The organism is Pseudomonas sp. LAMO17WK12:I5 (assembly GCF_900215165.1).
GTDB classification, from domain to species: domain Bacteria; phylum Pseudomonadota; class Gammaproteobacteria; order Pseudomonadales; family Pseudomonadaceae; genus Aquipseudomonas; species Aquipseudomonas putida_A.
On sequence record NZ_OBDS01000012.1, the window covers coordinates 218,076 to 240,183 of the forward strand.

The 22,108-nt window shown below is 62.1% G+C and carries 14 protein-coding genes and 2 pseudogenes; 15 read left to right on the forward strand and 1 reads right to left on the reverse strand.

The genetic code is table 11. The annotated features are described in order from the left end of the window. The first annotated feature begins 103 nt into the window (after positions 1–103). From CRO59_RS22135 to CRO59_RS22155, 5 genes are read left to right on the forward strand one after another with little or no spacing between them, the layout of a single operon-like run. The gene (locus CRO59_RS22135; protein ID WP_097089851.1) at positions 104–1,360 is read left to right on the forward strand and encodes an MdfA family multidrug efflux MFS transporter; all 1,257 of its coding nucleotides are present in this window, start codon (positions 104–106) and stop codon (positions 1,358–1,360) included. Further along, positions 1,357–2,487, forward strand: coding sequence for an acyl-protein synthase (locus CRO59_RS22140; protein ID WP_097089630.1), 1,131 nt, complete (start codon positions 1,357–1,359; stop codon positions 2,485–2,487). Before CRO59_RS22135 ends, CRO59_RS22140 begins: the two co-directional genes overlap by 4 nt. Before the next feature lies 1 nt (position 2,488). Then, positions 2,489–4,891, forward strand: a complete 2,403-nt coding sequence (locus tag CRO59_RS22145; RefSeq protein ID WP_097089628.1) for an aldehyde dehydrogenase family protein — start codon at positions 2,489–2,491, stop codon at positions 4,889–4,891. 49 nt (positions 4,892–4,940) lie between these two features. Then, positions 4,941–6,230: a phenylacetate--CoA ligase family protein gene (locus tag CRO59_RS22150; RefSeq protein WP_097089627.1), complete on the forward strand. Its 1,290-nt coding sequence runs from the start codon at positions 4,941–4,943 to the stop codon at positions 6,228–6,230. Then, positions 6,230–7,153 carry a GNAT family N-acetyltransferase gene (locus CRO59_RS22155; RefSeq protein WP_097089625.1) on the forward strand — a complete coding sequence of 308 codons (924 nt, stop codon included), beginning with the start codon at positions 6,230–6,232 and terminating at the stop codon, positions 7,151–7,153. Before CRO59_RS22150 ends, CRO59_RS22155 begins: the two co-directional genes overlap by 1 nt. 48 nt (positions 7,154–7,201) lie before the next feature. Here CRO59_RS22155 and CRO59_RS22160 read toward each other — a convergent pair whose 3' ends face one another. Further along, positions 7,202–7,729 (reverse strand): hypothetical protein, encoded by a 528-nt coding sequence (locus CRO59_RS22160; protein ID WP_027612032.1) that lies wholly within the window; start codon positions 7,727–7,729, stop codon positions 7,202–7,204. Between the two features lie 381 nt (positions 7,730–8,110). Here CRO59_RS22160 and CRO59_RS29315 point away from each other — a divergent pair. The 10 genes and pseudogenes from CRO59_RS29315 to CRO59_RS22205 form a co-directional block, all read left to right on the forward strand. Beyond that, positions 8,111–9,241, forward strand: a pseudogene (locus tag CRO59_RS29315) (cache domain-containing protein); the annotation flags it as partial. Positions 9,242–9,574: 333 nt separating this feature from the next. Further along, positions 9,575–10,102: pseudogene (locus CRO59_RS29320) on the forward strand (methyl-accepting chemotaxis protein); the annotation flags it as partial. A 164-nt stretch (positions 10,103–10,266) separates the two neighbouring features. Next, a complete protein-coding gene (locus tag CRO59_RS22170; RefSeq protein WP_097089624.1) occupies positions 10,267–10,713 on the forward strand; it encodes a DUF411 domain-containing protein in 447 nt (148 codons plus the stop codon). Continuing rightward, the gene (locus CRO59_RS22175) at positions 10,713–11,147 is read left to right on the forward strand and encodes a YqaA family protein (protein WP_097089622.1); all 435 of its coding nucleotides are present in this window, start codon (positions 10,713–10,715) and stop codon (positions 11,145–11,147) included. The genes CRO59_RS22170 and CRO59_RS22175 overlap by 1 nt, the downstream gene beginning before the upstream one ends. 86 nt (positions 11,148–11,233) lie before the next feature. Beyond that, complete coding sequence (locus CRO59_RS22180) at positions 11,234–12,286, forward strand: alpha/beta fold hydrolase (protein ID WP_097089620.1); 1,053 nt, start codon at positions 11,234–11,236, stop codon at positions 12,284–12,286. A 13-nt stretch (positions 12,287–12,299) separates the two neighbouring features. Further along, positions 12,300–13,253: a D-2-hydroxyacid dehydrogenase family protein gene (locus CRO59_RS22185; RefSeq protein WP_097089618.1), complete on the forward strand. Its 954-nt coding sequence runs from the start codon at positions 12,300–12,302 to the stop codon at positions 13,251–13,253. 595 nt (positions 13,254–13,848) lie between these two features. Then, positions 13,849–15,435: a glycogen synthase GlgA gene (glgA, locus tag CRO59_RS22190; protein WP_096797490.1), complete on the forward strand. Its 1,587-nt coding sequence runs from the start codon at positions 13,849–13,851 to the stop codon at positions 15,433–15,435. Between the two features lie 18 nt (positions 15,436–15,453). After that, positions 15,454–17,256: a malto-oligosyltrehalose trehalohydrolase gene (treZ, locus tag CRO59_RS22195; RefSeq protein ID WP_097089617.1), complete on the forward strand. Its 1,803-nt coding sequence runs from the start codon at positions 15,454–15,456 to the stop codon at positions 17,254–17,256. Beyond that, the gene (gene malQ / locus CRO59_RS22200) at positions 17,253–19,331 is read left to right on the forward strand and encodes a 4-alpha-glucanotransferase (RefSeq protein WP_097089616.1); all 2,079 of its coding nucleotides are present in this window, start codon (positions 17,253–17,255) and stop codon (positions 19,329–19,331) included. Before treZ ends, malQ begins: the two co-directional genes overlap by 4 nt. Beyond that, complete coding sequence (locus CRO59_RS22205; RefSeq protein ID WP_097089614.1) at positions 19,328–22,096, forward strand: malto-oligosyltrehalose synthase; 2,769 nt, start codon at positions 19,328–19,330, stop codon at positions 22,094–22,096. Before malQ ends, CRO59_RS22205 begins: the two co-directional genes overlap by 4 nt. The last annotated feature ends 12 nt before the right edge of the window (positions 22,097–22,108 follow it).

Genomic DNA, 22,108 nt, shown 5'->3' on the forward strand with positions numbered 1-22,108 from the left:
TGTAAGTATTTGAAATTTCATGTCGCAGCAAAGGATTGGCTGCCGCGACAACTCTGCCTCTAGTCTCTGCGAACTTTTCTCGCTTACTGAAACAGGGATGTTTATGCAGAGAACCTTGATCGTAATGGCGCCCGTGCAGGTTATCGGATTCTGCCTGGCCATTACCGCTTTTGAACTGCTCACCTATATGGCCAGCGACATGATCATGCCGGCCATGTTGACGGTGACCGGCGAGTTCAACGCCAATACCCGGCATGTAGCCAACGCCTTCAACCTGTATCTGATTGGCGGCGTATGCCTGCAATGGCTGATCGGCCCCCTTTCCGACCGTTACGGCCGGCGTCGCTTGCTGTTGCTCGGTTGTGCGCTGTTCGGCCTGGCGTGCAGCGCCGCAGTCATAACGCAGCGCATTGAAGCCTTTAATGCGTTGCGCCTGATCCAGGGCATGGGCCTGGGCTTTGTGGTCGCCGTCAGCTACCCGACCCTGCAGGAAGTGTTCTGCGAGGCCGATGCCGTGCGCCTCATGGCATTACTGGGCAACGTGGCGCTGCTGTCGCCGCTGCTCGGCCCTTTACTCGGCAGCCTGCTGCTGGAATGGCTGAGCTGGCGACAGATGTTTCTGGGGCTGGCGGCAACGAGTGTGGTTGTCTGGCTCGCTCTGTTTGCCTGGATGCCGGAAACGATCGACGTCGTGCGCCGTGACGGCCAGCGACAGGCTCCAGCGGCGTTTTCGCTCAGGCAGATCGGCCTGGGTTACCTCGCGCTGCTGCGCAACCGACGATTCATCGGCGCCAGTCTGACACTGGGCCTGATGAGCCTGCCGCTGATTGCCTGGATCGGACTGGCGCCGGTGCTGCTCATGCAACGCCTTGAGCTGTCTGCGCTGGAATATGGCCTGTGGCAAATCCCGGTGTTTGCGGCGGTGATCCTCGGTAATTTACTACTGGATCGATTGCTCGTCGGGCACACGCTCGCCCAGGTGATCGGTCTGGCCCTGTGGCCGTTTTGCCTCGGACTGCTAGGGCTGATCGCTGCTGCCCTGAGTTCGGCTGCGCTGCCATTGGCCGTTTGCGCACTGGCCGTGTATGCACTGGGGCTTGGTATGAGCAACGCCGCGCTGTACCGCCTCGCGCTGTTCTCCAGCGATGCGGGCAAGGGGCTGGTCTCGGCCATGATCGGCATGCTGTCGATTGCCGTGATGGGCAGCGGCGGCTCGCTCATCGCCATCATCGGCGGTGGCTCGAACCTGCAATCCTTTTCCCTGCTCGCCGGCCTCGGCGGCCTGCTGTGCCTGCCCCTGCTCTACCGCCTTCTGCGGCACCCGCCGCGTCCACCACACATCAATAAGGATATTCGATGACTCTGTTCCCCCACAGCGATGCGCTTTGCGCATTGCCGCAGCCCTATTGCCAGGAGGCCGTCCCCAAAGGGCTGTTCAATCTGGCCATGAGCGAAATCACCCGGTTTCACGCTCACCATACGCCCGGTTATGGCCACTGGTTGAACGCCCATGCAATCGCTGTCGATGACCTGGACGAGCTCGACGACTGGTCGCAATTGCCACCGATTTTCGCCAGTTTCTTCAAGCAACAGATGCTGCTCAGTCCGACGGGCGAAGACGCCCTGGAACTGACTTCCTCCGGCACCAGCGGGCAGAAGAGCCGCATGCGCTATGACGCGCGCAGCCTCGGCGCCGCGCAGTACATGGTCGAACGGATTTTCGCCCAATATGGCTGGATTGCCCCGCATGTCCCGTGCAACTACCTGTTGCTCGGCTATGAGCCGGAGCAGAAAAACACCTTGGGCACATCCTTCACCGATCAATTCCTGTGCGGTTTTGCTCCCGCCAATCGGGTGGTTTACGCCCTGCGTCGCAATGGTGACGGCCACCAATTTGATCTGTTCGGCGTGATCAGCGCCTTGCAGGCCTTTGCCGAAGAAGGTCTGCCGGTGCGCATCTTCGGCTTTCCCGCCTTTCTCTGGGAAACCCTGCAACGCATGCGCGCCACCGGCGTGGCAGACCTGCAACTGCCGGCTGGATCGCTGGCATTTTTCGGCGGCGGCTGGAAAACCCGCGCCGCCGAAGAAGTCCCCAGACAAGCTTTATATGCACGGATCCAGCAACAACTGGGCATCGCTACCCAAGACTGTCGCGACGGTTACGGCGCCGTCGAACACGCGGTGCCTTACGTCGAATGCGCCCACCATCACTTTCACGTACCGGTCTACGCGAAAGTGTACGTACGCTGCCCGGTGGATTTTTCGGTCTTGCCCTATGGCCAGCGCGGCCTGCTGAATCTGGTCTCGCCCTACATTTCCTCAAGCCCGGCCCATGCCGTGGTCATGAGCGATCTGGCCACGCTGCATCCCGGCACCCGTTGTGCCTGCGGTCTGGCCAGCGACTGGTTCCAGTTGCACGGCCGCGCCGGCACCACGGCCGCGAGGAGCTGTGCCATGGCCGCGTCCGAACTGCTGGGGAGGCACTGATATGTACTTGATCAACGGTCAGTTGCACACCGAGTGCAGCCTCGACAGCGCCTTGCACCAACTTCAGCGGGAGTTGCCACGAAGGCTGCAGATTCCACTGCAAACCAGCACACTGCTTGCCACTGCCAAGGCCTTCGCCGAACGTCTGCAACAAGAAGAAACGGAACTGCCACTGGCTCCCGGGCAGCGTGAGGCACTGATCGATTTCTGCCAGCCTGCCGCCCTGCAAGCCAAGCTGGATCGTGAACTGGGCTTGCGCCCGGAATCGCTGCGCCGTATCGACTATCGACAGTCACGCTTCGAGCGCTGGAGTCCGCTGGGCCTGGTGGTGCATATCACTCCGGCTAATGCGCCGCTGCTGGCGTTCTGTGCGGTGATCGAGAGTCTGCTGAGCGGCAACGTCAACTGGCTGCGTCCCAGCAGCAGTGACGCTGGCTTCACCGCGCGCCTGCTTCAGGCGTTGGTTGCATGTGATACAAGCGGACAACTCAATGGTTACGTGGCGGTGCTGCCGACCCGCACCGAACAAATCGGCCAGTTGTGCAGGCACGCCAACGGTGTCGCGGCGTGGGGGGGCGAAACCGCGCTGCAAGCCATCCGCCAGCAGATCCCGCCAGGCTGTCGCTGGATCGACTGGGGGCACCGCATCAGCTTCGCCTACCTGACCCCGGACGCCGCATCGCTCGCCGTCCTCGATGCGATTGTCGATGAAGTCTGCCGCCTCGATCAGCAAGCCTGCTCCAGCCCGCAGTGGTTGCTGGTGGACAGCGACGACGCGAGCGTACTGAACGATATCGGGGAGCAACTGGCCGCCGCGTTCGAACGCCGTGCCGGACAATGGCCGGCCCTTGCACCGACGCTTGAAGAGGCTTCGCAAATCACCACCTGCACGGCAATGGCCCGGCTGGCCCAGAGTTTTGCCGGGCAGACCGGCCGGGTCTGGAGTGCGTCGGGCTGGCGGGTGATCTGGAGCCATGATCGCCAGCTCGAACCTTCTGCGCTGTTTCGCAGCCTGTTGCTCAAACCCCTGCCCCGCGAGCGGCTCAGCGCCACGTTGCTGCCCTGGCGCAACGTGCTGCAGAGCTGCGCCTTGCTGTGCCCCGAGGCGCAGATCGCCGAACTGGCGCAAACGCTGATTGCCGCCGGTGTGACGCGCATTACCCCGATCGAGACTATTCACGATGGCTACGCCGGCGAACCCCACGACGGTGTTTATGCGCTGCAGCGCCTGAGTCGACGCGTATCGGTCAGTCTGCCGGCGAACATACTGACCAGCCACTCCACGCTTGATCAGCTGCCTGCCCCACCACTACTGACCGGACTGGCGATCATGGACAAGGGACAATTCGTCCGCCAGCCGCCGGATTCAGCGGCGCAGCTGTTCTTTCGCTCCGGCGGCAGCAGTGGCGCACCCGTGCTTTCCGGCTTCAGTTACCACGACTTCCAGCGCCAGATGCAGGCGGCCGCCGATGGTTTGCTGGCGGCCGGTCTGGACCCGGCCCAGGACAGGGTCATGAACCTGTTTTTCAGCGGCGGACTGTACGGCGGCTTTTCCAGTTTTGCCAAAGTGCTGGAACAACTGCAGGCCCGACACTGGCCGATGGGCGCCCCTGCGGACGACGATTACCGTGAGATCGCGCAGATGATCGAGGCTCAACGGATCACCGTGCTGATCGGCATGCCCGGCACCCTGCACCGGTTGTTTATCAACGAACAACAAATACTCCGGCGCTACGGTGGCGTCGCCAAGGTCTTTCTCGGTGGCGAACACCTGAGTGAGCAAACCCGCGAGCTCTTGCAAAGTTGCGGCGTCAGCCTGATCCGCTCGGCGATTTACGGCAGCGTTGATGCCGGTCCCCTGGGCCATGCCTGCCGGGCCACGGCAGATGGCGTTTTCCATCTGATGAGCGACATCCAGCACCTGGAAATTGTCGATTTCGAGCATGACGTGCCGGTCGGTGACGGCGAATCCGGTCGTCTGCTGGTGACCTCCCGCGAGCGTCAGGGTCAGTCCGTGCAGCGCTATGACATTGGCGACAGCGGACGCTGGTTACCCGGCCTGTGTGCCTGCGGTCTGACTTCGCCGCGCTTCGAACTGCTGCAACGCCACGGCAACCTGCTGCGCATCGGCACCGATTTTATTTCGCTGGCGATCCTGGAGCAGCACCTTCAGGTGCCGTTTCAACTGGTCCTCGACCACGGCCCTGACGGCCTGGAACGCATGCGCCTGCACTGCCCTCTGGAGCCGGCCGAGGCCCACCGCCGACTGCAGAATTATTCGACGCTGATCACGCTGGTGCAGACCGGTTTGCTCACGCTGGACGTCGAGCAATGTGCCGTCGAGCAGTTCGCCCGAAACCGGCACAGCGGCAAGACGCCCCTACTGATTGATACGCGCCGCTGACAGCAGAAACCTGCACGCGGCCCATCGCCACTTCATACAAGAAGAAATCATGAACACGCTCATTGAATTGAACAACTTGCTCGGTTTTACCCGCCAACATTCGGCCTATTGCCGCGAACACTTCAGAGATGTCGCGGCCCCCATCAGCGCCTTGACCGAACTGCCCCTGATCGACCCGGAACAATACTGGCGTGACAGTCAGCATCCGCACCATTGGCCAGTGTTGTCAGGCCCGCTGGAAGACGCGATGGTCTTCAAGACCGGGGGCACCACCGGCTCAGGAAAACTCTCGCTGTTCACCCGCGCAGAATGGCAAACCCTGGTGCGCGATTTCGGCAGCCACCTCACGGCGCAACTGAACCCCGGCGACCGGGTCGCCAATCTGTTCTTCGTCGGCGACCTGTATGCCAGCTTCATTTTTCTTCACGACGCGCTGGCCCATGTCCAGACTCCCGTCAGCGAATTTCCCTTCACCGGGGCCGTCGACAGCGCCGTACTGGCCGAGTCGATCGTTGCGTACCGGATCAATGTGTTGGCCGGTCTGCCGGCGCAAATGCTCAAATTCGCCGCCTGGCTGGAGCGCCAGTCACGGATCCTGGAGGGCGTCGAAACCCTGCTCTACGGCGGCGAGAGCCTGTTCGCCGCCCAGCTGCAAACGCTCCAGCGGGTGTTCCCGAACGCACGCATTGCCTCCATCGGCTACGCCAGTGTCGATGCCGGACTGATCGGCGTCAGCACCCGCGATTGCGCCCTGGGCGAACACCGGATGCTGGAGCGGCACAGCGTGCTGGAGATCATCAATGAGGTGAGCGGTGCCGTCATCGAAGAGTGCAACCGTAACGGCAGGCTGGTCCTGACCAATCTCACCCGGCGCCTGATGCCGGTGATCCGCTATCCGGTCGGCGACCTCGCCTGCTGGCGTGAACCGGCGGGGACGCCGATGCGCAAGTTCGCCCTGATGGGCCGCAGCATGAACAGCCAGCGCGTGCGGGTGAGCGTGTTGAGTCTGGATACCGGTGACATCGGCGAGCTGGTGCGCAAGATCGCCGCCAGCGATGACTGGCAACTGCTCATCGAACAGCGAGCAAGCAAAGATCTGCTGAGCCTCAAGTGGGTACCCTGCACGCAAACGGCTGGCATCAGCCAGGCAAGCTCAACCCTGCGCAGTGCGCTGATCGACCAATACCCGCTGATCGAGAAACTGCAGTCCGATCAATTGCTGGAGCTGAACGTGACCGCCTGTGCGAACGATGAACTGACCTGTCATCCACGCTCCGGCAAACATCAGCGGGTCGTGGATCGACGGGTTTATGACCATCCGCAGCAGGGGCAAGCGTGATGGACACGACAATCATCCGCCGCTATCGCGTCGCCGATGCGCCGGCAGTCAGCCGCCTGTTCGAAGAAATCTACGGCGTTCATTATCCTCAACCCCACGTGTATCTGCCCTGGATGATCAGCCAGAACCACAGCGTCGGTCGCTGGCACTCGCTGGTGGCGGTGGTAAACGAGCATATCTGCGGGCACGCCACTTTGTTTCGCCAATCTGGCCGAACCGCACTGGCGGAGCTGGCACTGACCGTGGTGCACCCGGACACTCGCGGGCAAAACATCGCCACCCAGTTGGGTCAGCAACTGCTGATTCATGCCCAGGCGCTGGATTGCCGAGGCGTGACGATCAAACAGGTCACGCATCACCCGTATACGCAGCGCATGGCCGCCGGCCTGGGGTTTCACAGCTGTGGTCTGTTGCCCGATTACGCGCCTTCGCCGTTCGGTGGAACCGGGCGGGAGACGATTGTGGTGGGTCACTGCAGCATCGACGGTTATCGGCGCCCACTGCCGGCGCTGGCCTGGCCGCAGGATTGCCGCGAGCTGATGTCGCGTCTGGAGGCGGTGTTTGGTACCACCGACCATACCGTGCCATGGAAAGGCCCGAAGATCCGCTTCGATCACGTATCCGGGCGCTACGACCTGCTGCTCAAGGCCCTCGATGACAACCTGCTCGAGCAATTGGGACAACTGCCGGCGCACTGGCTGATTTCGATCAGACTCAGACTCGCCCAAGGGTTTTCCAGCGCGCTGCGCAAACTGGCCGATGCCGGTTTCGCTTTCACCGGGATTGTCCCCGATGACCACAGCGACGGCTGGCTCGCCCTGTTTCATCGTGGCTACCAGGCCTCCACGCTGAGCCTGCACTGTCCACATATGCAGAATCTGCAGGATCAGGCGCAGCAGGCCGGCGAAAGGTATCAGGACTAAAAACGAAAACGGCCCACCCAATCAATGGGTGGGCCGTGGGTGACCGGCTCAGGCCTTGGACTTGACGCCTTGATCCACCGGTTTCGCCGCGTTGCCTTCACCGTAGGTTTTCAGGTTCTGCAGCACATAGATCGCCTTTTTGTATTCAGGGATCAGGTTCTTGCCGTAGGCATTGCCATTGAGGCCATTGTTCTGAATGGCGTCGAGCTGGGTGGCGAAATACTCCAGCGCATTGAATTTTGCATCAGGGTCTTTGGTCACGCCGAAACGGTCGAACTTGTCGCCAGCATTGAGCAATGTAAAGGAGGTGATGTCGGAAATCAGCCCGCGCTCACGCAGGAAAACACTCAGATTGCTCAGTTGCTTGACCGAGACATTCGCCGGATCGAACCCCTTGATATTTTTGCGCAGGCCCTGCTTGTCCATTTCGGCAGTGTTCAGCGCGGTCGGATTGGTGCCGACCTTGGCGAGCATCTGCTGCACCTTGAGGCTCTGCTTGACCTCTTTCTTTGCGCCTGTATTGCGAACCAGCACCCCTGCCTTGCTCTCCCAGCCGCCGACAATGCCGATCGTCATGAGAAGACTCCCTGTGAAATAACCATGAAATGTCCTTGCTGGACTACTTGAATGCCGGGGAGTATCTACCGGCGAACTGGTGGCACCAACCCTTTTAGTGCAGCCGCTTACAATTTTTGTACATTCTCGATACAAATTGCCAGAAGCTCACGGTGTCGCGGTTTCATGGCAGTTTGATGATTGCTCGCGAAGCTTTTTTTGCGCTGGCTGACAAGAGGGTCGATCCATTTGTATCGGAGTCGACACGCCCCTTCCGTCAGCCCGACACTTTCTTGCACCAAAGTACTTAAAGCTTCCCCGTTCGCCGACGATACGCTGGTGTGACCCCGCCATTTTTCCCTCGACCCCACAATAAGAATCGCAGCTCAAGGACCGGTATCCATGCCCGCATTCCGCACCATTCAGGCTCGCTACACGTTATTTCTGGTTCTGTTCATCCTGCTGCTGTCGGTGCTGACCGTGGTCGGTATCAGCCAATTGGTTGCCCCCAAGCTGCGGCATACCGAAGAACAGGTGGTGCTCAACCGGATTGCCGAAGTCGCCGAACAGATTCAGGGCGAACTGAACAAAGTCCAGGCGCAGCAGCGCAGCATCACCCAGACCATTCCCCTGCTCGACAGCGCGGCCATCGACACAGTGTTGCCGGGCCTGGTGGATCAGTACGGCGAACTGAAAGTCTTCGGTGGCGGGATCTGGCCACTGCCGGGTCAGCGTGAGGCCGGGCGCAACAAGTTCAGCACGTTCTGGCACCGCGACGCCTCGGGCAAACTGGCGGTGAATACCTTCTGGAACAGCGACGCGGCGCCCAACTACTACGACCAGAGCTGGTACAAGGGCGGCATGCAGACTCCGCGCGGCCAATGTGCCTGGGCTGCGGCCTATAAAGATGACGCGAGTGCCGAGCCGCGCACCAACTGCGCCATGGCGATCCAGAAAAACGGTGCGGCGTGGGGCGTGTCGACCATCGACGTGACGCTGGGCTTCTTCAACGATCTGGTGGCGCGCAAGGAAAAAGACCTCAACGCCGAAATGCTGATCGTCGAGGCCGACGGCAAGATCATCAGCAACAGCTCGCGCATCAGCGGCCCGATCGTGCTGAAGAACATCAGCGAACTGGCCGCCGGTTCGACCTTCGCCAGTCAGGTCAAGGCCGGCCTGCAAAACCGCGATCAGGCGCAACGCGTCGAGTTCGACAACAACGGCGAAGCCAGCACCTTCTTCATGCGCCCGATCGAAGGCACGCCGTGGTTCCTCGCCACCGCCCTGCCAACGAAAATGCTCACCGCCCAGCGTGACGACGTGCTCAGCAGCCTAAGCCTGTTGCAGATTCCGCTGGTGATCCTGCTGGTGTTGTTGCAGGTGTATGCGATCCGCCAACTGGTATCGCGGATGAAAGCGCTGAAGGCCAACATCGACTTGCTGTCCAGCGGCGATGCCGACCTGACCCGGCGCATCACCATCCGTGCCGAAGACGAACTGGGCGCCATCGGCCACTCGGTCAACACCTTTATTGCCTACCTGCAGAACATGATCGGTGAAGTCACCCAGGCCACCGGCGCCATGGCTTCGAGCCTGGACGACCTGCAGCGTACGTCGGCCAACACCAGCCAGATTCTGCTGCGCCATGCATCGGAAACCGATCAGACCGTTACCGCCATCACCGAAATGAGCTCGACGGCCGAAAGCGTCGCGCAGAATGCCGCTGAAACCGCTGCGTTCACCCAGCGCGCCAACGAAAACGCCGATCGCTCACGGGTGGTGGTCGGTGAAGCGACCAACAGCGTGGTGGCCTTGATCGACGAAGTGGCCAGCGCCACCCAGAAAGTCGAGAGCATGCAGCAGGACGCGCAGCGCATCACCGAGATTCTCGGAGTGATCGGCGCAATCGCCGGACAGACCAACCTGCTGGCGCTCAACGCCGCCATCGAAGCCGCCCGGGCCGGTGAACAGGGTCGCGGCTTTGCCGTGGTCGCCGACGAAGTCCGCGCCCTCGCCGCTCGCACCCAGGCCAGCACCTCGGAAATCAACGAGATGTTGACCCGCCTGACCCAAGGCGTGAGCTCGTCGGTCAGCGCCATGGAAAACACTCAGGCCAGCTGCCAGTCCGCCGCCGACGCCACGGCGCGGGTCAACTCCGGTCTGGATGAAATGGCCGGCTCGGTCAGCCACATCAACAGCCTCAGCACCCAGATCGCTACCGCTGCCGAACAGCAGAGTGCGGTCACCGAAGAGATCAACCGCAGCATGGTGCAGATCCGGCACATGGTCGAAGAACTGGTGCACAGCGGCCAGGCCAGCGAACTCAACACCCGCCAGTTGCTGGAAGCCAACAACCGGGTGAGCGCGATCATGGGGCGGTTCAAGGTTCGTTGAGCCTGACAGATTTGTAATCTCCCGCTCAGCAGGCTGTCAGGCTTGATCCAGGATCATCCTGCCAGCCTGCCTTGTATCAACTTGAAACACTCCGTTGATGCCCGGCAGGATAATCCGGTCAAAATACTTTCCTTTTTGACCGTCATCCTTGTCGAGAGCCCACCATGCGAACCTCCCTGCGACTGGCCGCCCTCAGCGCCCTGCTCCTGTCCTCCCTGGCCCAGGCCGCCGAGCTGATCCCGATCGAAGTGCACCGCGACGCCAATTGCGGCTGCTGCAAGAAATGGATCAGACACCTCGAAGCCAATGGCTTCAAAGTCGAAGACCATGTCGAAAGCGACATGAGCAGCTTCAAGCAGCAACACGGCGTGCCACCGCGCCTGGGCTCGTGCCATACCGCGCTGATCAACGGCAAGTTCGTCGAAGGCCACGTGCCGGCGGAACAAGTGCTGGCCCTGAGCAAGCGCGACGATCTGCTGGGTATCGCCGCACCGGGCATGCCCATGGGGTCACCGGGCATGGAAATGGACGGCATGAGCGATGCCTATCAAGTGATCGGCCTGAAAAAGGACGGCACGGATGTGGTGGTGGCGGACTACCCGGCGCATTGATGGCTGCCGGTTACGTCGGGCTGTTCGCGGCGGCGTTCGGCGCTGCGACGCTGTTGCCGCTGCAATCCGAAGCGCTGCTGGTCGGGCTGATTGCCAGCGACCGTTACTGGCTCTGGGGCCTGCTGGGCGTGGCGACGCTGGGCAATGTCCTCGGTTCGCTGGTCAACTGGTGGCTGGGGCGCGGCCTCGAACGCTTTCAGGATCGACGCTGGTTCCCCGTCAGCCCGAACCACATGGCCACCGCGCGCAAACACTACGAGCGCTATGGTCACTGGTCGCTGCTACTGAGTTGGCTGCCGGTGATCGGTGATCCGCTGACCCTGATCGCCGGCGTCATGCGCGAGCCGCTCGGGCGCTTTCTGCTGATCGTCACGCTGGCCAAAGCGGCGCGTTACGCCGTGGTGGCGATGCTGACCCTGGGCTGGCTCGGTTGAACATTCCGGCCATGGCGTTGCCTGTGGTTAACGTCGCCCTAATCCGGGCGTTCCAGCATCGGCCGATTTCCATGGAGTTTGCCCTTATGTCCGTCACGCTATCCCGCTGGCTGCCTGGCCTGGTCCTGACTGCTGCGCTGCCGCTGTTCGCCCACGCTGCAGCGCCCACTGAAACTGCACCCGCCGATGGCCAGACCTATGGCCCGGAGCTGCAAGGTTTCCAATACCCCTACACCCTCAAGCACTTTGCCTTTCAGTCCCAGGGTAAATCCCTGCAAATGGGCTACATGGACGTCGCCGCCCACGGCAAGGCCAACGGGCGCACCGTGGTGCTGATGCACGGCAAGAATTTTTGCGCCGCCACCTGGGACAGTTCGATCAAGGCCTTGAGCGAGGCCGGTTACCGGGTCGTCGCGCCGGATCAGATCGGCTTCTGCACCTCCAGCAAACCCGATCACTACCAGTACAGCTTCCAGCAACTGGCGACCAACACCCAACAGCTGCTCAAGGCCCTCGGCATTCAGAAAGCCACCCTGCTCGGCCATTCCACCGGCGGCATGCTCGCCACTCGCTACGCGCTGCTGTTCCCGGATCAGGTCGAACAACTGGCGCTGGTCAACCCGATCGGCCTGGAAGACTGGAAAGCCCTCGGCGTGCCGTACCGCACCGTTGATCAGTGGTATCAACGCGAACTCAAAGTCACCGCCCTAGGCATTCGCGACTACGAGCGCAACACCTATTACGACGGCCGTTGGAAACCCGAATTCGACCGCTGGGTCGACATGCTCGCCGGCCTGAGCAACGGCCCGGGCAAAACCCAGGTGGCGTGGAACTCGGCACTGATCTACGACATGATCTTCACCCAGCCGGTGTACTACGAGTTCAAGGACCTGAAGATGCCGACCCTGCTGTTGATCGGCACGTCCGACACCACGGCCATCGGCAAGGACCTCGCGTCCCCCGAGGTCAAGGCGAAAATCGGCCATTATGAGGTGCTCGGCAAGCAGGTCGCCAAGCTGATTCCACAATCGACACTGGTGGAATTCCCCGGCCTCGGCCACGCGCCGCAGATGGAACAACCGGCGAAATTTCACCGGGCCCTGCTCGGCTGGCTGAACAACACCAATCCCGTTCGTTGATGAGGTAAGGCTGATGGCGGTGCAGATTGCAGTGATCGATGACTGGCAGGACGTGGCGCGGGACGTGGTTGACTGGTCGGTGCTCGACAGCATCGGCGAAGTGACGTTTGTGCATGACTACCCGGCGGACAACGCCACACTGGCCGCACGTCTGGGCCAGTACCAGGTGATCTGCGTGATGCGCGAGCGCACGCGTTTCGATCAGGACCTGCTGCAGCGCCTGCCCAATCTCAAGCTGCTGGTCACCGGTGGCATGCGTAACGCGGCGCTGGACATGCCGGCGGCCGCCGGGCTCGGGATCAAGGTCTGCGGCACCGACAGCTACAAACACGCGGCGCCGGAACTGACCTGGGCGCTGATCATGGCCGCTACGCGCAATCTGCTGAATGAAGCCAACTCCCTGCGCGCCGGTGGCTGGCAGCAAGGGCTGGGCGGCGACTTGCATGGCAAGACCCTGGGCATTCTCGGTCTGGGCAGCATCGGCCAGAAGGTCGCGCAATTCGGCCAGGTGTTCGGCATGCGCGTGATTGCCTGGAGCGAGAATCTCACCGCTGAACGCGCTGAAGCAGCCGGCGTGACCTGGGTCAGCAAGCAGCAATTGTTCGAACAGGCTGACGTGCTGTCGGTGCATCTGGTGCTCAGCGAGCGCAGCCGCGGGCTGGTCGACGCACAGGCGCTGGACTGGATGAAACCCACCGCGCTGCTGGTCAACACCGCCCGTGGGCCGATCGTCGATGAAGCGGCGCTGATCAAGGCGTTGCAGAAACAGAAGATCGCCGGCGCGGCGCTGGATGTATTCGATCAGGAGCCGCTGCCTGAACTGCACCCGTTTCGCACATTGGACAATGTGCTGGCCACGCCACATGTGGGGTATGTCAGCCGGCAGAACTATGCGCAGTTCTTTGCGCAGATGATCGAGGATATTCAGGGGTGGGCCGCCGGGCATCCGCTGCGCCTGTTGAATTGATCGCAACATTTCGATTGCGGTGAATTGACTGACGCCTTCGCGAGCAAGCCCGCTCCCACATTGGAAATGCGTCGTACACAAATCAACTGTGGGAGCGGGCTTGCTCGCGAAGGGGCCTTAATAGACAACACATCAACAAATTGACCGCACCACAACAGTGCACCCTGCCATTCCACCAGCACAAAATCGTGACCAACCAGTCACCGTTTTAGCCCTCTCCCTCAAAAAAACCTGCCCTTCGTCGGTGCGTTCCTGCCTGCACACCACGGATTTCGCTGCCTGCCAACCGATTGTCGAACAATTTATCCGTTTGCTCTCGCCCGCTCTAGGATCTGGCCTAGACTGACTTTCGCGGATTAAAACCGGCCAGTCACAAACCCGAAAAATTGTCGAAACTTTTGCAGATGGCGGCGGGTCATCTGAAAGGCAGGGTCAACGCGACTGGTGCAATCCTTGCAACGGCCCCTTCACCCATTCTGCTTGCACGTGTTGGGTAGCGTTTGCTCACCGATGCGTGGCGCGTTTGCGCCCGGCCACAGGATTTGGCCATAGCTTGTTCGATACAAGAATCAGATCAACGACACGGGAGATTCATATGATCAGTGCGGCATTGGATATTCAGGGAGAGCGTGCTCAGCAGGCGGTTGGTGAATCGAGCACGGTGAGTCTTCCCGGCAGCCGGTCGATCAACGTCCCGGGCACCAAAACGCTGACGCCGGTCGCCAGCCAGAATCCCAACAAGAAGAAAGTGTTGTTCGTGACCTCGGAAATCGCCGACCTGGTGAAGACCGGTGGTCTGGGGGACGTCTCCGCCGCCCTGCCCCGCGCCATGGCGCACCTGCACGATGTGCGCGTGTTGATCCCCGGTTACCCGCAGGTGATGCACAGCGAGAACCCGATCCACATCATCGGTGAGCTCGGCGGGCATGCCGCATTGCCTCCGTGCAAGATCGGGCGTATGGACATGCCGGACGGGCTGGTGATCTACGTGCTGATCTGCCCCGAGTTGTATGAGCGTGAAGGCTCGCCGTACGGTGCCAACAACGGCCGCGACTGGCCGGACAACCATATTCGTTTCGCCCGCCTGGGCCTGGCCGCTGCCGACATCGCCGCCAACCTCGCACAAATTCACTGGTGCCCGGATCTGGTGCACGCCCATGACTGGCCCGCTGGCCTGGCCCCTGCCTATATGCACTGGCGCGGGCAGCGCACGCCCACTCTGTTCACCATTCACAACCTCGCCTATCAAGGCGTGACCAGTCTCGGCTCGTGCCCGGAGCTGGGTATTCCGACCCACGCCCTGCAACAGGAAGGCATGGAGTTCTACGGCAAGATGTCGTTCCTCAAGGCCGGCATGGCCTATTCGAGCCACATCACCACCGTCAGCGCCACCTACGCGCAGGAAATCACCACCCCGGATTTCGGCTGCGGTCTCGACGGTTTTCTCGCCGCCAAGACCCAGCAAGGCTTGCTCAGCGGCATCCCCAACGGCATCGACGAGAGCTGGGACGCGGCCACTGATCCGCACCTGTTCGCGCCGTTCGCCATCGGCGACTGGGAAGGCAAAGCGATCAATGCCGCCCATGTGCGTGAACTGTTTGGCTTGAACGATTCCAGCGGCCCGCTGTTCGCCGTGGTTTCGCGTCTGGTTTATCAGAAAGGCCTGGACCTGACTGAAGCAGTGTCCGAATACATCGTGCAGAACGGCGGCCAGATCGCAATCATCGGCCGTGGCGAGCCGGAAGAAGAACAGGCCATGCGTGAACTGGCGCTGCGCTTCCCCGGGCAGATCGGCGTACGCATCGGCTTCAATGAAACCGACGCCCGGCGCATGTTCGCCGGCAGCGATTTCCTGCTGATGCCGTCGCGTTATGAACCCTGCGGCCTGAGCCAGATGTACGCCCAGCGCTTCGGCTCTTTGCCCGTGGCGCGCAATACCGGCGGCCTGGCCGACACCATCGAAAACGGTGTCACCGGTTTCCTCTTCGACGAATCCACTGTCGAGAGCTACCGCGAAGCCCTGAGCCGCGCGTTCAAGGTCTTTGCCTTTCCCGAACTGCTCAATGCCATGCGTTGCCGAGCGATGGCCGCGCCGTTCAACTGGTGCAAAGCGGTCGAACCCTACGCCGAACTCTACGAACAACTGGTCGCCAAGGCGCTGGGTAAAGCCGGCCACAAATAACTCAGGGAGCTTTTCACAATGCCGTTACGGACCCAAGAAAACTGGCCCCACGGCGCGATCATGCAGGACGCCGAACACACTCAGTTTGCGCTGTGGGCACCGGATGCGTTTTACGTCAGTGTCGAACTTGAAGACGGTCAATCCTTGCCGATGTTACCGCAGGCCGATGGCTGGTTCGTGATCAAGACCCGGTGCCCGGCGGGCACCCGCTACCGCTTCAACATCGATGGTGAACTGGAGGTGCCCGACCCGGCCTCCCGCGCCCAGGACGGCGACCTTGACCGGCACAGTGTGGTGGTCGATCCGCTGGCCTATGACTGGCGCCACACCACCTGGCATGGCCGGCCGTGGAGCGAAGCGGTGATCTACGAGCTGCATGTCGGCGCGCTCGGCGGCTTTGCCGAAGTCGAGCAGCATCTGGCGCGTCTGGTCGAGCTGGGCATCACTGCCATCGAACTGATGCCCCTGGCGCAGTTTCCCGGCACACGCAACTGGGGTTATGACGGCGTGCTGCCTTTCGCACCGCAAGCCTCCTATGGCACTCCGGAACAACTCAAACACCTGATCGACAGCGCCCACGGCCATGGGCTGGCGGTGATTCTCGACGTGGTCTACAACCACTTCGGCCCCGACGGCAATTACCTCGGGCGCTACGCCAAAGGCTTTTTCCGCGAAGACAAGCACACGCCATGGGGCGCGGCGATCGATTTCCGCCGCCGTGAGGTGCGGGACTTCTTCATTGAAAACGCACTGATGTGGGTGCTCGAATACCGCTTCGACGGGCTGCGCCTGGACGCGGTGCACGCCATCGAAAGCCCGGATTTCCTGCCCGAACTGGCGCAGCGTATTCGTCAGCAGATCGATCCAAGCCGCCACGTCTGGCTGACCGTCGAAAACGAGCTCAACCAGTCGAGCTTGCTTGAAGAGGATTACGACGCGCAGTGGAACGACGACGGCCACAACGCCCTGCACGTGCTGCTGACCGGCGAAACCGACGCCTATTACGCTGACTATGCGCTGCAACCCACCGAGCAACTGGTGCGGTGTTTGAGTCAGGGCTTCGTTTTTCAAGGCCACATCACCCGCCACGGCGAACCGCGCGGCGAGCCCAGCGAACACCTGCCCTCCACCGCTTTCATCCTGTTCCTGCAGAACCACGACCAGATCGGCAACCGCGCCTTCGGCGAACGCTTGCATCAACTGGCCAATCCGCGCGCGGTGCAGGCCGCCACCGTGCTGTTATTGCTGTCGCCGATGATTCCGCTGATGTTCATGGGCGATGAGTACGCGGCCGAGCAGCCGTTTCTGTTTTTCACCAGCCACCACGGTGAACTGGCGGATCTGGTGCGCGAAGGTCGGCGCAATGAATTCGCCGGGTTCAGCGCCTTCGCCGATCCGCACAAACGCGAAAAAATTCCCGATCCGAATGCCGAGCAGACCTTCCACGCCTCGCAGCCTCGCCTGGTCGGCAGCGGCAGCGCAAAACAGCAGGAAACCCTCGCGCTGTACCGGCAACTGCTGCAATTGCGCCACCGCTACATCATTCCCCATCTGTCCGGCACCCAGGCGCTTGGGGCGCACATGCTCGGCTTCGGTGCGGTAAGTGCACGCTGGCGTCTGGGTGATGGCAGCGAGCTGCGAATTGACCTGAACCTCAGCGATACGCCAGTGGTCAACCCTGCACAGACCGACGCCGTGTGGCTGTTTCAGCAGCCGCCCGCCGTTGCCCTGTCGGAACCGGGCGTACTGCCCGCGTATTGCGCGCTTGTCAGCCTCACGGCCGCAACCCCCTTGCAACCTCTGGATGGAGAGCGCCTATGAGCGATGCGCAACTGGAAATACTCGCAAGCCGCGCCGGCCTCGCCGTCGACTGGATCGACGCCAACGGCCGCCCGCAGAAAGTCGCCCCGGCGGTGCTGCGCAATGTTCTCACCGGTCTGGGTCATCCGGCCAATACCGCACAGGAAATCGACGCCAGCCTGCTGCAACTGCAACAGGTTCAACAGGATCGCCACCTGCCGCCGCTGTTGACCGCAGATGTCGGAATCAGCGTTGATCTGGCCCGCTATTTCGAGCCTGAAACGCCTTGCGAAATCCACCTTGAAGACGGTTCACGGCTTAACCTCAAACTCGACGCCGAAGCGAAACTGCCCGGTTTGATCCCGGTCGGTTATCAGCAGGTGCACATCGCCGACCAATATTTCACCCTGGCCGTGGCCCCCGAGCGCTGCTTCAGCGTCGGCGATGCGGTAGACAACCCGATCCCTCGCGTCTGGGGGTTGAGCGCGCAGTTGTACAGTCTGCGCCGCCCCGGCGACTGCGGCTTCGGCGACACCCAGGCGCTGGAAGAACTGGCGCGGGTGGCCGGCGAGCGCGGTGCCGATGCGCTGGCAATCAGTCCGCTGCATGCGATGTTCAGCGCCGACACCGGGCGCTACAGTCCTTATTCGCCGTCCAGTCGCCTGTTTCTCAACGCCTTGTATGCCGCACCGGGCGCCATCCTTGGCGAACGCGCACTGCGCGATGCGATCGACGCCAGCGGTCTGGCCGAGCAATTCCGGCAACTGGAAGACTTGAAGCTGATCGACTGGCCCACCGCCGCCGACGCCAAACAGAAATTGCTGCAAGCCTTGTACGACGGCTTCGTTGCGGGCGAGCATCCGTTGCATCCGGACTTCGCCAGTTTCCGCCATGCCGGTGGCGAAGCCCTGGAAAACCACTGCCGTTTCGAAGCCATTCAGGAAATGCGCGCCGCCCGTGGCGAAAGCCTCGACTGGCGCGAATGGCCGGCACACTGGCATGAGCCGCGCGGCGCCGCCCTCGAAGCCTTTGCCGAGGAATACGCCGAACGCATCAGTTACTTCGCCTTTTGCCAGTGGTTGATCCACCGCTGCCTGGAGCGCGCGCAAACGGCTGCGCGCAGCGCCGGCATGGGCATCGGCCTGATCGCTGACCTTGCGGTCGGTGCCGACGGCGCCGGCAGCCAGGCCTGGAGCTTTCAGGACGAACTGCTCGCCTCGCTCACCGTTGGCGCGCCGCCAGACATTCTCAATCGCTCCGGTCAGGGCTGGGGGATTTCCGCGTTTTCCCCCGAAGGTCTGATCCGCAACGGCTTTCGTGCGTTCATCGACATGCTGCGCGCCAACTTCGCCCACGCTGGCGGGCTGCGCATCGACCATGTCATGGGCCTGCAACGCCTGTGGGTGATCCCAAACGGCGCGGCCCCGGCCGATGGCGCTTATCTGTATTACCCGTTTGACGATCTGCTGCGCTTGCTGACCCTGGAGTCCCATCGGCATCAGGCGATCGTCCTCGGTGAAGACCTCGGCACCGTGCCCGACGGTCTGCGGGAAAAACTCAGTGCGCGGGCGATTCTTGGCATGCGCGTGCTGCTGTTCGAACAGGACAACACGTATTTCAAACCGATCCTCGACTGGCCGGACAACGCGCTGGCGACCACCAGCACCCACGATCTGCCGACGCTCAACGGTTGGTGGCATGGCCGCGATATCGACTGGAACGCGCGTCTGGAATTTGTCGACCCCAACGGTGAAATCGAATGGCGTCGCCATCGCCAGCGCGAGCGCGAAGGCCTGCGCGGGGCCTTGAGCCAAGACCCGCAAAACTTCCGCGAAGAATCCCACGAAGCCGATCAAGTGGTCGATGCCAGCGTGCGTTTCCTCGGTCATACCCGCGCACCGCTGGTGTTGCTGCCGCTGGAAGATGCGCTGGGCATCGACGAGCAGGCCAACCTGCCGGGCACCATCGACAGCCACCCGAACTGGTCGCGACGCCTGCCCGGCAACAGCGAAGCCTTGCTTGATGGCGCCGATGCCGCGCGCCGTCTGGAACTGCTGGCCTGTGCCCGCCTGCAAGCTGCCGAGCGTGACCAATGAACCAGACCCTCATCCAACCCCTGCGCGCCACCGTGCGCCTGCAATTTCACAAGGGTTTCACTCTGGAACAGGCGGTGCCGCTGGTGCCGTACTTTGCCCGCCTCGGCATCAGCCACATTTATGCCTCACCGCTGCTCGCGGCCCGCGCCGGTTCGATGCATGGCTACGACGTGGTCGACCCGACCCAGGTCAATCCGGAACTCGGCGGCGAACCGGCGCTGCGGCGTCTGGTCAGCACCCTGCGCGAACACGGCATGGGCCTGATCCTCGACATCGTCTCCAATCACATGGCGGTCGGCGGCGGTGACAACCCGTGGTGGCTCGATCTGCTGGAATGGGGCCGCCTGAGTCCGTACGGCGAGTTCTTCGACATCCAGTGGCACTCACCGGACCCGTTGATGGAAGGCCAGTTGTTGCTGCCGTTTCTCGGCAGCGATTATGGCGTCGCGCTGCAAGAAGGCACGCTGAAACTGCATTTCGATGCGCAGCAAGGTCGCTTCCACGTCGAGCATTACGAGCATCACTTTCCGATCTGCCCGAATGACTACGGCGAGTTGCTTAAACCGGTCGAAGCGCTGAAATCCCTGGCCGATCGTTTCAGCACCCTCAGCTACCAGACTGACGCCCATGCGCTGGCGATGCCGCTCAAGGCTGAATTGAAGGAGCTGGCAAGCGATCCGCAAATTCTCGCCGCGATCGAGGAAAGTCTCGCGCATTACGACTCCACGACTGCAGAAGGCTTCGACAAGCTGCATCAATTGCTCGAACGCCAGAGCTACCGTCTGGCCAGTTGGCGTACCGCTGCGGACGACATCAACTGGCGGCGCTTTTTCGACATCAACGAGCTCGGGGGCCTGCGCGTCGAACGCCCCGCCGTTTTCGAAGCGACTCACGGCAAGATCTTTGAGTTGATCGCCGAAGGCCTGGTCGACGGTTTGCGTATCGACCACATCGACGGGCTCGCTGACCCGCGCGGTTACTGCCGCAAGTTACGCCGGCGCCTCGACTTGCTTGCGCCGGGCCGGCACTTGCCGATCTACGTCGAGAAGATTCTCGGTGCCGGCGAAACCCTGCGTACCGATTGGGCGGTGGATGGCAGCACCGGTTACGAGTTCATGAATCAGCTGTCGTTGCTGCAACACGACCCCGATGGCGAACATGTCCTCGGCGACCTGTGGCAGCGGCGCACCGAGCGTCCGGCGGCGTTCATTGAAGAAGCGCAACTGGCGAGACAACAGATCCTCAACGGCTCGCTGGCCAGCGATTTTGAAAGCGTCGCCCAGGCGCTGCTGCAAGTGGCCCGGGATGACCTGATGACCCGTGACCTGACCCTCGGCGCGATCCGTCGGGTGTTGCAGGCGCTGATCGTGCATTTCCCGGTGTATCGCACTTACATCAATGCGCTGGGTCGCGCGGCGCAGGATGAACAGTTCTTCCAGCAGGCCATGGACGGCGCGCGGCAGGCGCTGGGCGAAGGCGACTGGCCGGTGCTTGACTGTGTGGCGGCCTGGCTCGGTGGCACGCCCTGGCGGCAAAAGCCGCGCGGGCGCTCGCGCAAGATCCTCAAGCACGCATGCGTACGCTTCCAGCAGCTGACGTCGCCGGCAGCGGCCAAAGCCGTGGAAGACACCGCGTTGTATCGCTCGGCGGTGCTGCTGTCGCGCAATGACGTCGGCTACAACACCGAGCAGTTCAGCGCGCCGGTCAGCGACTTCCATGCGGTCAATCAGCAACGCCTGGACGCGTTCCCCGACAACTTGCTGGCCACCGCCACCCACGACCACAAACGTGGCGAAGACACCCGTGCACGACTGGCAGTGCTCAGCGAACGCAGCCACTGGTACGCCGAGCAGGTGGAGTTGTGGCGCGCCCTCGCCCGGCCGCTGCGCGACGATGATCAAGTGCCGTCGTCCGGCGATGAACTGATCCTGTATCAGGCGTTGCTCGGCAGTTGGCCGCTGCAATTGCGTGATGACGATCAGGCAGGTTTCAGCGATTACGCCGAGCGCATCTGGCAGTGGCAACAGAAAGCCCTGCGCGAAGCCAAGTTGCAAAGCAGCTGGAGCGCGCCGAACGAGGCCTACGAAAACGCTGCACAGACGTTTACCCAGCGCCTGCTCACCGGTGACGAAGGCGAGTTGCTGCGCGCCGCGCTGAGCAAGACCGTCAACAGCATCGCGGCAGCCGGCGCCCTTAACAGTCTGGCGCAAACCTTGCTGCGCATGACCGTGCCGGGGGTACCGGATCTGTATCAGGGCAACGAGTTCTGGGACTTCAGCCTGGTCGATCCGGACAACCGCCGGCCGGTGGATTACGCCGCGCGCGCGCAGGCTCTGGACGGACACGCGCCGCTCCCGGAGCTGCTGGCGAACTGGCGTGACGGGCGCATCAAGCAAGCGTTGATCGCCGAGGTGTTGAACCTGCGCGCCGAACACGCCGAGCTGTTTCGCCGGGGCACGTATCAGGCCTTGGAGGTGCTGGGCGAGCAGGCGCACAACGTGCTCGCATTCGCCCGTGAGCACGAGGGCCGCTACGCCATCGTGATCGTGCCGATCCGCTGCGCGACGTTGCTGGAAAACAGTGCCGTGCCACAGGTGGATGCGCTGCGCTGGGGCGATACACGGGTGGTTTTACCGTTCGCCGCCTCTGACACAAACCTGAAGGGACTTTTTCACAGCAGCGCAGTCAGAAAAAACAGGGAGCTGAACGTCAGCGCCGCGCTGGGGGATTTCCCGGTCAATCTGTTTACCCAACTCTTTACGTAACGACGAGTTCAG